Source organism: Candidatus Albibeggiatoa sp. nov. BB20 (genome assembly GCA_016744725.1).
Taxonomy (GTDB): domain Bacteria; phylum Pseudomonadota; class Gammaproteobacteria; order Beggiatoales; family Beggiatoaceae; genus Albibeggiatoa.
The window spans coordinates 1-12,982 of the sequence record JADGDW010000133.1 but is presented as its reverse complement, the minus strand read 5'-3'; the positions used below and the strand labels follow the sequence as shown (position 1 = coordinate 12,982).

At 37.8% G+C, this 12,982-nt stretch carries 11 protein-coding genes; 2 read left to right on the top strand and 9 right to left on the bottom strand.

The annotated features are described in order from the left end of the window. The 4 genes from ABXH34_RS14025 to ABXH34_RS14010 form a co-directional block, all read right to left on the bottom strand. Positions 1-657, bottom strand: a 657-nt coding sequence (locus ABXH34_RS14025; protein ID WP_353572511.1) for an AAA family ATPase, incomplete at its 3' end; no start/stop codon positions are given. Beyond that, a complete protein-coding gene (locus ABXH34_RS14020) occupies positions 644-1,876 on the bottom strand; it encodes a metallophosphoesterase family protein (RefSeq protein ID WP_353572510.1) in 1,233 nt (410 codons plus the stop codon). The genes ABXH34_RS14020 and ABXH34_RS14025, both read right to left, overlap by 14 nt. A 2-nt stretch (positions 1,877-1,878) precedes the next feature. After that, on the bottom strand, positions 1,879-2,925 hold the full coding sequence (gene hrcA / locus ABXH34_RS14015; RefSeq protein ID WP_353572509.1) for a heat-inducible transcriptional repressor HrcA: 1,047 nt from the start codon (positions 2,923-2,925) through the stop codon (positions 1,879-1,881). A gap of 137 nt (positions 2,926-3,062) precedes the next feature. Further along, positions 3,063-3,245, bottom strand: coding sequence for a hypothetical protein (locus ABXH34_RS14010; RefSeq protein ID WP_353572508.1), 183 nt, complete (start codon positions 3,243-3,245; stop codon positions 3,063-3,065). A 376-nt stretch (positions 3,246-3,621) separates the two neighbouring features. On the opposite strand from ABXH34_RS14010, the gene ABXH34_RS14005 reads away from it, so the two are divergent. Then, positions 3,622-3,858, top strand: a complete 237-nt coding sequence (locus tag ABXH34_RS14005; protein WP_353572507.1) for an FmdB family zinc ribbon protein — start codon at positions 3,622-3,624, stop codon at positions 3,856-3,858. A gap of 198 nt (positions 3,859-4,056) precedes the next feature. On the opposite strand, the gene ABXH34_RS14000 is transcribed toward ABXH34_RS14005, so the two are convergent. The 4 genes from ABXH34_RS14000 to ABXH34_RS13985 all read right to left on the bottom strand — a co-directional run bounded on the left by ABXH34_RS14000 (position 4,057) and on the right by ABXH34_RS13985 (position 9,603). Further along, positions 4,057-5,145, bottom strand: coding sequence for an anhydro-N-acetylmuramic acid kinase (locus ABXH34_RS14000; protein ID WP_353572506.1), 1,089 nt, complete (start codon positions 5,143-5,145; stop codon positions 4,057-4,059). A gap of 157 nt (positions 5,146-5,302) precedes the next feature. Next, the gene (locus tag ABXH34_RS13995; RefSeq protein WP_353572505.1) at positions 5,303-6,955 is read right to left on the bottom strand and encodes a M23 family metallopeptidase; all 1,653 of its coding nucleotides are present in this window, start codon (positions 6,953-6,955) and stop codon (positions 5,303-5,305) included. Between the two features lie 30 nt (positions 6,956-6,985). Then, positions 6,986-8,020: a CapA family protein gene (locus tag ABXH34_RS13990; RefSeq protein WP_353572504.1), complete on the bottom strand. Its 1,035-nt coding sequence runs from the start codon at positions 8,018-8,020 to the stop codon at positions 6,986-6,988. 155 nt (positions 8,021-8,175) lie between these two features. Next, complete coding sequence (locus ABXH34_RS13985; RefSeq protein ID WP_353572503.1) at positions 8,176-9,603, bottom strand: NlpC/P60 family protein; 1,428 nt, start codon at positions 9,601-9,603, stop codon at positions 8,176-8,178. A gap of 321 nt (positions 9,604-9,924) precedes the next feature. On the opposite strand from ABXH34_RS13985, the gene tyrS reads away from it, so the two are divergent. Continuing rightward, the gene (tyrS, locus tag ABXH34_RS13980) at positions 9,925-11,124 is read left to right on the top strand and encodes a tyrosine--tRNA ligase (protein ID WP_353572502.1); all 1,200 of its coding nucleotides are present in this window, start codon (positions 9,925-9,927) and stop codon (positions 11,122-11,124) included. 157 nt (positions 11,125-11,281) lie between these two features. Here tyrS and ABXH34_RS13975 read toward each other — a convergent pair. Continuing rightward, a partial coding sequence (locus tag ABXH34_RS13975; RefSeq protein ID WP_353572501.1) for a COR domain-containing protein occupies positions 11,282-12,982 on the bottom strand: 1,701 nt, incomplete at its 5' end.

Sequence of the window (12,982 nt, the reverse complement as noted above, 5' to 3'; positions counted from 1 at the left end):
TAATTCTTTAATGACAACAGGGCTTGGTCGCCCTGTATCCCGGCTTTCAGCCGCCAAGCCTCTAACCCACCCGTCTTTAGCGGGTGGTTGTTTAGTTTTTTTATCCAACTCCGCAGTTTTATCATATAAATCAAATCGCTGTAAGCTGAAAATATCTTTTAGCATCGTAGTGCGATCTTTAGCCCCTAATTGTAAAAATTCTTGAAATTTACCTTGTGGCACAATCGTGGTGCGTTTGAAATATTCATAACTCAATCCCAATAAATCATTCGCACTGGTGGCATTAATTGCTTGCCATTCGTTGTTCAATTTTTGATATGCAGTACGTTTAATCCCCGTCACGTCTGCAAAAGTTTTTTTACGTTTGGCTTGTACGGTAAATTTATAATACTCATCGGTAAATGTTTTAAACTCATATTCAATATATAATTTTTCTGCTTTTAAATTCATCAAGTTATAACTAAAATTATTTCTTTTATTTAGCTTTTCACACTCTCCATACAACGCCAAAGAAATAGCTTCTAAAATAGTTATTTTACCGCTGCCAACCGTACCAAAAATACCAAACAATTTAGCCGAGTTAAACTTTTCAAATTCAATAACTTGTCTTTTTTGATAAGAGTATAAACCCTCAATTATCAATTTAACTGGAATCATGTTGTTTCTCGGAAGCTAATAACTCAGAAAACAATGCTAAAACCTCTTTATTTGGCTGTTGGCCATGTTTTGTGTGAAAGTAATTAACAAATAAATGATCCATATTATGAAAATTTTCTAAAATATGCTTGGTTTTAGTCTGAGATTGTTCAAATAAATCTGTACTTTGTACATCAGGAATGATAAATAATGCTTCATGCGCATCATGCAAAGCCTTTCTATCTTTAGCCGTTAAATAGTGTTCGGTCTGCATGGTCAGTTCAACAATGGCATCATGTTGTTTTCTCAGCCATTTTACAGCATCATTAACTTGTATAAAACGCTTTATAATCAAAGTTTTAGCTGTTTTCAATTCAATGGGATTAATAGATAAAGTCTTATTTTTATCAAATTCGAGCAAAATCACATATTTTTTTTGAAAAGCCTCTGAAAAACTATAAGCCAATGGACTACCGCTATAAATGGTCGGGCAAATTTGTGTGTCTATGGTTTGAAAACGATGCAAATGTCCCAGCGCAACATAATCCAATTGCTTGGGTAAATTATGGGTAAAAACAGGTGCTGATATTTGTTCAATTGGTTTTTCATCATCAGGCTCTTCCAAAGGATGCTGGGCTGATTGATACATGAGTAAATGACTGATTAATATATTAATACTCTGTTTATCACAGTATTTGTCAGCCAAATTTTGCCATGATTGTGCCAGCATATTGCGTACAGATTGTTTGGGATTATCAGGGTTTAAATAGGTTTTTAAGCGGAATTCATTTGCAAATGCAGTTAATAATAAACAAAGTGGTCTTTTATTCGGCAGGTCAATTTTAATAAAACCTTGTTCTGATTGCTTTATTTTAAATCCATTGTGCGTTTCAAAAATAGGAATATGGGTATTGGGATATCCGATGAGAATCACACCATTTTCATGAGCCAAAGGCTGAGGTGCTTCAATTCTATCAGGTGAATCATGGTTGCCTGCAATGGCGATAATAGGCCTTTTTCCATGATTTCCTAATCTTTTTAAAGTCTTATAAAACAGTTCAATTGCTTCTACAGATGGATTGAACGTATCAAATAAATCACCAGCAATAATGACGGCATCGACAGCATGTTGCTCTACTAAATCACAGATTTCTTGTAAAACTTGCTGTTGTTCAGCTAAACAAGAAATATGACCTAATTTTTTACCTAAATGCCAATCGGAGGTATGCAATATTTTCATAACTAATGATTCAACGCTGAACCTAGTAATTTTGCTGTCAAGTCAACCACGGGAATAATATGTTCGTAGGCCATGCGAGTTGGGCCAATCACACCTAAAACGCCAATTATTTCACCATTGACCACATAAGGAGAAGTGACAATACTGCAATCACCCAACACTTCATAACCAGACTCATCACCGATAAATATTTGCATACCTTGACTATCAATAACTTGGTCAAACAATTGTAAAATATCGTGTTTTTGGTTAAATGCTGAAAATAAGTGCCGTAGTTTTTCAATATTGGATAAATCTACAATATCCATTAAATTGGTTTGCCCACTCATCACATAATCACGTTTAGAATCAGCTTTATCTGGAAAAACTTGGGTTGTCATTTCTATCACCGCTTGCATCAATTTATCCATTGATTCACGTGCTTCTTGCATTTCAGTGGTAATTTGAGAACGAACTGCATTTAAGTCTTTGCCGATAAAAGCATTATTCAAATAATTGGACGTGCGTTCTAATTCAGAAGCACTGTATTGATGTGAGGTTTGGATAATTCTATTTTGTACTTCATGATCGTTGACAACTAAAATCACCAACACTCTTTTATCTGAAAGGGGAAGAAATTCAACGTGACGCAAGGTATTGCATAAGCGGCGTGGCAGCATCACAACACTGGCTAAATGGGTAATTTCTGACAAAAGGCTAGAGGTTTGCGTGAGCAATTCTTGCTCATTTTGTTGCACTTGAGCCAATTGGGTGCTAATGACCTGAATTTCGCTATTTTCTAATGGCTTTACTTGTAACAGTGAATCAACAAATAAGCGATAACCCAGTACAGTTGGGATTCTTCCCGCTGAAGTATGAGGCGAACAAACCAAGCCCATATCTTCTAAATCAGCCATAATATTGCGTATAGTGGCAGAACTTAAATCAACATCAAATTCTTTAGATAATGTGCGAGAACCAACAGGTATGCCTTCCTTGATATATTTATTAACCAATAACTTAAGTAAATATTGAGCACGCTCATCAATTTTGTCTGGTGTTTTTGCCATAAGGCTGATTCTCACAAATTATCTATGCATTATTCGGTTAAATAGTCTTATTAAACGATGTTGAATAAAAATATTAGGGCAAGCATTTAGGTTTTAAGTTTATCGAAAACCAATATGCCAATTATTATTTTTAATAATTATGATTTCATAAACTCTTTTAAAATCATAGGTTGAATATAATCTGCTTCACCATCAGTAGATAAAATCAATGAACCTTGAGGTGTATAACCCTCTTTAATTTTATTATTGATCCTATTTTCAATGGTTTCGAGTAAACGCCCTTTGATTATAACGTAAACAGGTTTTTCTGATTCTGGCATGAGCATTTTCCTTTAGTTAATAATGGGAAACACTGCTACTTTACAATTTACATGCAGTCAATACAAGCGATGAGATAAGCGATAAGAAATATGCTATTATCAAATATAGATATTTTTTGATTTAAACTCAATACAGCAGCCAATATTACAAATAAAGTGCTTGATTTTATTTGAGCTGTCCTTATTTAAGAAATGCAAAATTAAATATTTAGGAATGAAAAAAATAATTTCTGATAGAGAATGTCTGGTTCTTAAATTTGCATCACGTTCATGTTTGAACTTAGAGTGTGCCGTTAGTTTTAGTATTCCCCAATTATTTTGCTCAACCTTTTATATTTAGAACTTTTTATTAATTAAAATAGCGAGGAATATGCCGATGCCTATTTATGAGTATGCTTGTGAAGACTGTGGCCATACGATGGAAAAAATGCAAAAAATGAGTGATGCGCCATTAACTACTTGCCCTGAGTGCAGCAAAGACAGTTTACGTAAACTTATTTCTGCGGGTGGTTTTCAGTTAAAAGGTAATGGCTGGTATGAAACCGATTTTAAAAATAAACCAGCCCCAGCCTGCCAAGCCAATGCAGGTGGTTGTCCTTCTTGTCCTGATTAGCCATTTATTAAAAAACGTAGTGTTATCAAATTCACATCATTGAAATATGTAGCACTGCGTTCAGATGGAAAACGTGACCCCTAACTACAGATTTTGATTTCAAACAATCAAGTTCTCTTACGTCACTCAAATTATTGAACAAGATATTTTTTTCTTTAGATCAAACTTCCGTTAAATTTCATTTTAAACTACTGAAAATCAATAAATACCACCCATAGATACTGCTTGATTTGCCCCTGTGACGGAAGGTAGATTATTAGGCTGATTTTGTAATCGGTGCTGTGCCAACCATGCGAAGCACATCGCTTCAACCCAATCAGGCTCAACTCCATAAGTTGCTGTTGATTGTACGGGACAATTCAATTGTTTCTGCAAACCACTCATCAATAACGAATTATGCACACCACCACCACAGACAAGCACTTGCTGAGCTGCGTAAGGCTCAATGGCTTGTACAATTGTATCAATGCTTAATTGGGCTAATGTGGCTTGTATATCATTCGGGGCTAAAGAATGTTGTTTCAAATAAGAGTTTAACCAATTTAAATTAAAATAATCTCGCCCCGTGGTTTTTGGAGCAGGTTGGGCAAAATAAGCATCTTGCACTAAATCATTTAATAATGGCTGACAAACTGTGCCACTGGCCGCCCATTGGCCATTTTGATCTTGGGTTTGGCCTAAATGCTTTTGTATCCAAGCATCAAGTAGACAATTCCCCGTGCCTGTATCAAAACCAATCACCTCTTGATCTGGAGATAATACGGTAATATTGGCAATACCACCGATATTTAATACGATGCACGTTTTGGTAGGATGTTGAAATATTGCTTGATGAAATGCAGGGGCAAGCGGTGCACCTTGACCACCTTGAGCCACGTCGCGGCGACGAAAATCAGCCACGGTTGGAAGTTGAGTTAACGCGGCAATGAGATTGGGATCACCCAGTTGATAAGTACATGCTGGTTTGGTATTTGGTGAATGATAAATCGTTTGACCAGCACAGCCAATCGCGCTGATTTGTTGCACATCAACTTGAGCTTGTTCGAGTAAATTTAAAGCCGCTTGGGCAAATTCATAAGCTGCAAAATGGTCTAATTCGGTAAATTCTCGCAAGGAAATGTTGGTTTCAGGATTTTGACTGAGATGAAGTAGAGATGTTTGAAGCTGGCTAGGCCAAGCATGGGTATAATGAGCTATAAGTTTGATTTGCCGCGCATCAATTTGAACCAATGCAGCATCAATGGCATCGACACTAGTTCCTGACATTAATCCAATATAGAAACCCATATTTAATCCTCAACAATAAAAAGGACGCTAATGCGTCCCAAATCAGTTTTGACGATGTACAGTCATTTTATTCTAAGATGATACAGGATTGCCAATCCTAATATCCAAAACGAAATTGATTATAATACACCGCCAAATTTATTGATTATCCAATATATTAATTCTTAACACCTGCAGCCTTCGCTAAAGTTGAACCATGTTGCATACCTAAAGCCTCATGGGTTTCCTGTGATGCGGTTATTAACTGCTCACGTAAAGCTTGCGTTGTTTCTGTAAAATGCTTTTTACGCTGCGCTTCTTGTTTTTTCAACTTAGCCAATTGCTTTTCATAAGCTTCATTAGGAATTTGCAAAGCTAATGGGTTTTGTGGCTGATTATTTAAGCGTACTTCATAATGTAAATGTGGGCCTGTGGCACTACCAGACTGACCAATATAACCAATAGTCATACCTTGTTTCAGTTTTTGCCCTACTTTAATCTCGGCAAATTTGGACATGTGTGCATACAAAGAAGTGTATTGTTCATCGTGTTGCAAAACCACTGTGCGTCCATAACCACGCTTCCAACCTTTAAATTTTACAGTTGAAGAAGTTGCAGCAACAATAGGTGTACCTGTTACTGCAGCATAGTCAATACCACTATGAAAACGTTTTTTACCTGAAATAGGGTGAGTACGCATTCCATAATTCGAGCTGATACGGGTTGCTTTTACTGGTGTCATCAACGGATTAAGTTTTTTCACGCTGCGTTTTGCTTGGGCAAATAAAGGATTGCCATCAGGATGATAATAGGTTGTTTTGCTAGCTTCGTCAGTGTAACGAACAGCACGATGTAGTTTTTTATTATTAAACACTTCAACCGCAAGAATATTACCAAACTGAGATTCTGAATCACAGGTGAATTTTTCATAGATCACGGTAAAATGATCGCCTTTCTGGAATAAATGAAAATCTTCATCCCAGCGAAAAATCTCCATCAAATTTGACATCAAACTATCTGGCAGACCTGCTTCATAACCCGCATTGAATAATGTACTGCTGATCTGACCATGAGCTGTTGCCACTTCTGTTTTCACATCACCTTGCATGACTTCGGCTTTAAAGCCATTTTCAGCTTGGAAAATACTTAATTCAGAAGCAAAACCTAAATCTAAAATAAATTCTTCAACATTGCCTTGCTCATCACGTTTGATCCGTATCTTTTGATTAGGACGCAATTGACGTAACTTCTTGGCTGATTGCTTATCCACATTCACAATTTTATATAAATGGGCTTTACTCAATTCATAACGGCTAAAAATCGCGGATAAGGTATCACCGGGTTGGACTTTAATATCTAACCAAGGCGTAAATACAGGCTCTTCAACTACTTCAGCTTGTATTTCAGGTTCAGCAATAGGCTCAATCACTTCTGGCTCTGCACTGACAACAGATTCTGGAATGACTTGAGATGTCATGGTTTCCATTTCAGCTAATGCAGCAGCCGTATCAATATGACCAGGTATCGTTGTTGCGATAATATCTGGCTGACTGGCTTGAAGATCATTGACTACAAATGCATTTGAATTGGTCAGCCACCAAGCAAAAGGTAATACCGCAATAGTTGATACAGCTGATACAACCCGCACGGATGACACTTTGGCTTTGATAGGCTTCTTTAAGCCATGCTCAATAGAGTAGTTGTAACCTTTTAGTTCAGGTGGCAAAGTCATTTGGCTTTGCTTACCCAGTAAACGCGCTCGTACAGAACGTCGTTGTGCTTGACCTACTCGAATAGGTTTTTTATTTATATGTTGTTTTTGATAACGCATGGTTGTCGTCGCATCGTATCTCGTTAATAGTTATTGAGCGGTTAAAAGCCCAGTACTATCAATAGTGACAGTTGACTTAGGAAAATCTGCTTTGGTCAGTTGACGTATTAATTGAATGGCGCGTTTGCTTTTATCGATTTTGACTATACCTTTCCCTACTTGTTGAATCGGTGTAATCTTCGCATTTATAAATTCACCTATCTCAGTCATATTGACTTTGATAATTGGCGCAACACCACTCACTCCTCGCAAATTAAAACGTCCGTAAGTGCAGAAATTACCTAAGCTATAGGCAATAAAACGTTGTTTATATACTTCAACAGCACGGGTAACATGAGGTCCATGACCAAATACCACATCCGCACCAGCATCAATCACAGCATGTGCAAAAGCATGTACATTGCCACGATTTTCTCCATAAAATGTTTCTGTCTTTCTTTTTACATGTTGATGTTTAGACCCTTCAGCTCCACCATGAAATGACACAATCACAATGTCCGTCTTCTTAGCTAATTGAGATATGATTTTTTTCGCTGTAGGAATATCTCGAATACTTTGTGTACCTACATTCGGTGCAAATGCAGCAAACCCATAAGTAATACCATCTTTGGTAAAAATGGTGCTAGGTTTACTAGACAGCCCTGCATAATGCAGACCGAGCTTGCTTAATATTTTTTGAGTGTTTTTTAAGCCGTTATTGCCGAAATCACGTACATGGTTATTTGCGATACTGAGTACGTCAAAACCTGCATCAACTAAATTAGGGGCTAATTTTTCAGGCATACGGAACGCATAGCATTTATTACTGGCTTTGCAATTTTTAATTGTTGCACCGCTATTAAGGATAGTACCTTCTAAATTACCAAAAGTGACATCTGCATTTTGTAAAATCGGGTATGCCGCTTGCATCAAATCCTTGCCGTTATTGGCAGGTAGGTACGAGGCTGATGGGAAATTACTCCCCAGCATAATATCACCTACACCTATGATGCTGACTTGCTTTGCCATGACTGCTGTGCTGACAAAAAAGCTCAATAGCAAAATAAAGATACGACTTAATTTCATGTACAAACCTTTTAAAATACGAATGGAGTGCCAAACCTGCGCTTGCACACTCCACTCTACCTGATAATAATGACATGCTTATGTAGAAAATGAGTCCAAAATCGGGCAAAAAGCCATATTTCTGCCCGATTTTGAAAACTCAATAAGCCAAGCTACTATAAACGTCCGCCACGTACAAAATGTTTACGATAATAACTATTATTTAAGCTGGTAATGGTCACATCCTTAGGCCCTTTAGCACGCGCATGAATAAATTTATCATCGCCGATATAAATACCTACATGCCCAATCCGTTTACGGTTATTTCTGCTATGGAAAAACACCAAATCACCCGGTTTTAAATTCTTTCTGCTGACAGGCGTAGTCGCAGTATGTTTATATTGCTGGTGTGCTGTACGCGGTACATAGCTAATACCCGCTTTCTTAGAATTATAGACCACAAAGCCACTGCAATCGAAGCCACGCGGTGTTGTACCACCATAAACATAAGGATAACCTAAATATTTTTTCGCACTCTTAATCATGTCACCCAATTGTGGGCTAGGTGCTTTCAATGGTGCATAACTTTTCACTATCGTGCGAGCAGGTTTTTTTGCTGCTACTTTTTTAGCTTTCTTATTCTCAGTTTGTTTTGCAACTCGCAAACGAGGTTTAGGTTTATGATTCAATGCGACACGAGTGCCGTTTTTCTCAATCTCGCCTTTAAAGTTATTGCCTTTTTGAGTGAAATGCAAAGTTGCTTTCTTGCCAATGGCTAAGCTTAAAGATTTAACATGGTTGTTTTTAGTGCGAGTAATCACTAATTTTTGATTGATTTTAAGATTTTGTAACTGACGGCGTGATTTGCGACTCAGTTTTAAAATACGTTCTAAGTCTGCTAGATTCAGTTTATGTTGGCGGAAAAATTTATACAAGGTATCGCCTGATTTTATTTTTAATTCTAAGCGATTAGATTTGAATTTTGGGGCTTTTTTAACTGCTTTAGTAACAACTGTAGTTACTGCTAATGCGGTTGCTGTAGTTGCAACATTGCTATTAGATATAGTTTGAGGTTCAGTTACAATACTGTGTTGAGCAAGAGAAGTAAGGACAGGTTCACCGCCTTGTAAAATTTCTGCATCAAACCCAAAATCATTTTTATAAACTTGTAATTCTTTGTCCTTGCCTAACTGCAAAGTTAAGTCAACCACATTGCCTTGACTAGTATGTAAGATAACTATTTTTTGTTTAAGATGTAATTGGGTCAACTGTGATTTAAACTGCTTCAGTTGCAAGATTTCATATAAGTCGGCTGTTTTTAAATTATGACGTTCAAAAATATGGGTTAAGGTATCGCCAGATTGTACTGTGGTTTCAATTTCTTGATACTGATCTCGTTCTAATTGTTGAATTTCTTGCTTAATGCTTTGGAATTCTGGCTGTTCAACAACCTGAGTATTAGGCAAGCTTGAAATAGGAATATTGGGTGCAAAAGCTTCGCTAGAAGTTAGCCACCAAGTAAAGGAGGCAACACTAATCATCGCCACAGCAATGACGCTTGAACGAAATTTAGTTGTTTTTATGTTATGCGCTTGGTTTTTCATAGTTTTTAACTCAAGTATGTCATTCGCCGATTCGATACTTAAAATATGAGCTTAAGCCTTTGAACAGCTTAAAGTTATACTTTTAAAGGTGGATATAACTCATTGTCTATATTATTATTTGTACCGAAATATAACACATATTACATACAGAAAATAGTCAATAATTTATAGCACTTATGTTAAGCTATTGCTTCTGGCATCATCTAGGTTGGAGTCGCTTACCTCGACCACACTATCTAATTATAGAAGCGGTCATATTCAACCATAAATTTAGCCGTTTGTCATCCATTTTTACCCTTTTATATAACATCGAGGTTCATAATGAGTTCAGTCACGGATGCACTGCAACAAATAAAATTAGGCGTTCATGAGTTGCTAATTGAGGACGAATTACGCAAAAAATTAGAAACAGGTCGCCCATTACGAATAAAAGCAGGTTTTGACCCTACCGCGCCTGATTTACATTTAGGGCATACGGTTTTATTAAATAAGATGCGTCACTTTCAACAGCTCGGGCACGAAGTCACGTTTTTAATCGGCGATTTCACGGGCATGATCGGAGACCCTACAGGTAAAAATGAAACTCGCCCACCTTTGACTCAAGAACAAGTTAAGCAGAATGCTCAGAGTTATCAGGAACAAATTTATAAAATTTTAGACCCTGAAAAAACCATTATTCGGTTCAACTCTGAATGGATGGGCAAAATGAGTGCCAGTGATATGATTCAGCTTGCAGCAAAACAGACGGTGGCGCGAATGCTGGAGCGTGATGACTTTCATAAGCGTTATACAGGCAATCAACCGATTGCGATTCATGAGTTTTTATATCCATTGGTTCAAGGTTATGATTCTGTCGCATTAAAATCAGATGTGGAATTGGGTGGTACGGATCAGAAATTTAATTTATTGGTTGGTCGTGAGCTGCAAAAACAGGCGGATTTAGAGCCTCAAGTGGTATTGATGATGCCGATTTTGGAAGGTTTGGACGGCGTGCAAAAAATGTCTAAATCTTTGAAGAATTACATTGGTATTTACGAACCTGCGTTCGATATTTTCAGTAAATTAATGTCTATTTCCGACGATTTGATGTGGCGTTATATTGAGTTGTTGAGCTTTAAATCAGTGTCAGAAATTCAACAATGGAAAACGGATGTCGAAAATGGCAAGAATCCGCGTGATGTGAAAGTGGAGTTTGCACAGGAAATTGTGGCCCGTTTTCATGATAAAGCTGCTGCTGAACAAGCTTATGCTGATTTTGTTGCGCGTTTTAAACAAAATGAAATCCCTGATGATATGCCAGAGCATAACTTTACGCCAGAGGGTGGTCAGCTTGGTATTGCTCAGTTATTGAAAGATGCAGGGTTGGTGAGCAGTACATCAGAGGCATTCCGCATGATTAAGCAGGGTGCGGTTAAAATTGATGGCGAAAAAATCAGTGATAAAGCACTGCAATTACAAGCAGGTACAGAACATGTTTATCAAGTTGGAAAGCGTAAATTTGCTAAAGTCACATTGACGTAATTTCGTCACAAAGGAGTGCCTGTTATTTTGCTCATGCAGAATTAATTTTGCACTCCTGAAATCAGTTTAGTTCTTATTTTTCATCATCCGCCGCCATAATTCAAGTAAATTAACTGATGCGCCCATCATGCTGGGTTTAATTTCCGCAGTCTAACAATCAAGTATTCAATATTTGTTCAGCGTTATCCCCTGTATTCAAGTTCAGTTTTTCCACATTGCCGTGAATATATACATTTCTTCCATCTAATTTGTCACCTAAAATATTTGCAATCATTTCAGATATTTGTATCACTTGATTTTCATCTAGGTTTTTAGTTGAAACTGTCCCGAGTAATTCATTGATATTATAAGTTTTATCTGGCGTTTCTGGTGGAATATATAGCGTTTGTCCATTTTTGGCTAATTGCATGAGATAGTTTTGATCGACGGTGATGTGTGGATTGTCGGGCAAGCCGATTTTTGTTGTGATTTTTAGCTTGTTAAAGTGATTGTTTAAGTCGTTGAGAATGAATTGCGGCACAGTTAAATATTCACGGCGTTGTTGTCCTGTGATGTGGACGCTGATTTGGTTGTTCTCGGTTTCAATCAATGCGCTGCTTTGATAGTGAGGATTGTGCAGTAAGCAGCCGTTGCGCCAGTAAGTATTGTCATGAATATCGTTGTGCATTCTGACTATGAAACGGGTAAAAATAGAGTTGGGCAAAAAGTCGTAGTCAAATCTAAAATGCAGGGCTTGGCTGTCATCAAATTCAAAATCGGGTTCTGCTGTGAGGAATAAATCAGGCAGCAAGAATTCATGTTCATTCAGCGCGTAGCACAGTTCAAATTTTCTCATTAATTCAATAATATAATCATGTTTTCGTGTGGGGTAAATGTCGTTATCAAGGATTTGTGTGAGCTGCTCACGGTGCAGTTTGCCGCCAACCAATTGTTTTGCATTGATGAGGCTGTAAATCGCTTCGGTTATCCATTGCGGATTGATGACATTGGTTTCACGCAGCCAACGGTCTTGAAAGTGAATCACGATGCCCAAGTCGTGCAGGAAGTTGATGAGGGTATTTTGTTCGGATTCTTTTTGTATATCATTATTTTTACAGATATTTACAAAGTGTTCGTAGCTGGTGAAGTCGGTTTGTGTCGCTTGTTCGGTAATCGCTGTTTTGACTTTGAACCATGTTGCAGGAAATAGGGTATGTAGCAGTTCGATGTCGGCTAGCAGGTTTTGAATTTGGGTTTTGAGATCGTCAATGCCGTCTTGGGTGGCGCAGGAGATGTGAGCGATGTGTTTGATGTTGGGATATTGTTGCATTAGTTTGCGTTTGGGCAAGGAAAAGTGTGGATTTTCGTCTATTTTGTTGATGGCGATGATGACGGGTGCGTTGTTGCCAAAGGTTTGGATGTGTTTGAGCCAGTAGTCGGGTTGGGTTTCGCGGCGGCTGTCGAGTACCAGTAGATAAAGGCTGCGTTTGGAAAGGAAAAATTGATGCGTCGCGTGCATGATTTGTTGTCCGCCAAAGTCCCAGCAGTGCAGTTTGATGTCTTCGTTTTGGTGTTTGAGTGCAAGGGTGTTGATGTTGATGCCGTGTGTTTGCGATTCTTGCGGGTTAAAGTTTTGTTCAAGCAGGCGTTTCATGAGGGAGGTTTTACCAGCACCACCGTCGCCAATGAGGATGAGTTTAGATTCGTTGAGGGGGCGGGTTTGTTGTTCTAGTGCGTCAAAGTAGTCTCGGATGGCTTTTATTCCTTGGTTGGCTATTTCATATGGAGGAATCTCTAAGTAGTTTCCATATATATCAAGTAGGAATGAATTTTGTAGTTCCCCAAATGCCGCTGGCAGTTCTTTTAACTTATTATAAAG

Excerpts from the sequence above, each read along its gene's own strand:
- ABXH34_RS14020 (WP_353572510.1), bottom strand. The coding sequence starts at position 1,876 with ATGAAAATATTGCATACCTCCGATTGGCATTTAGGTAAAAAATTAGGT.
- hrcA (WP_353572509.1), bottom strand. The coding sequence starts at position 2,925 with ATGGCAAAAACACCAGACAAAATTGATGAGCGTGCTCAATATTTACTT.
- ABXH34_RS14005 (WP_353572507.1), top strand. The coding sequence starts at position 3,622 with ATGCCTATTTATGAGTATGCTTGTGAAGACTGTGGCCATACGATGGAA.
- ABXH34_RS13985 (WP_353572503.1), bottom strand. The coding sequence starts at position 9,603 with ATGAAAAACCAAGCGCATAACATAAAAACAACTAAATTTCGTTCAAGC.
- ABXH34_RS14010 (WP_353572508.1), bottom strand. The coding sequence starts at position 3,245 with ATGCCAGAATCAGAAAAACCTGTTTACGTTATAATCAAAGGGCGTTTA.
- ABXH34_RS14000 (WP_353572506.1), bottom strand. The coding sequence starts at position 5,145 with ATGGGTTTCTATATTGGATTAATGTCAGGAACTAGTGTCGATGCCATT.
- ABXH34_RS13995 (WP_353572505.1), bottom strand. The coding sequence starts at position 6,955 with ATGCGTTATCAAAAACAACATATAAATAAAAAACCTATTCGAGTAGGT.
- ABXH34_RS13990 (WP_353572504.1), bottom strand. The coding sequence starts at position 8,020 with ATGAAATTAAGTCGTATCTTTATTTTGCTATTGAGCTTTTTTGTCAGC.
- tyrS (WP_353572502.1), top strand. The coding sequence starts at position 9,925 with ATGAGTTCAGTCACGGATGCACTGCAACAAATAAAATTAGGCGTTCAT.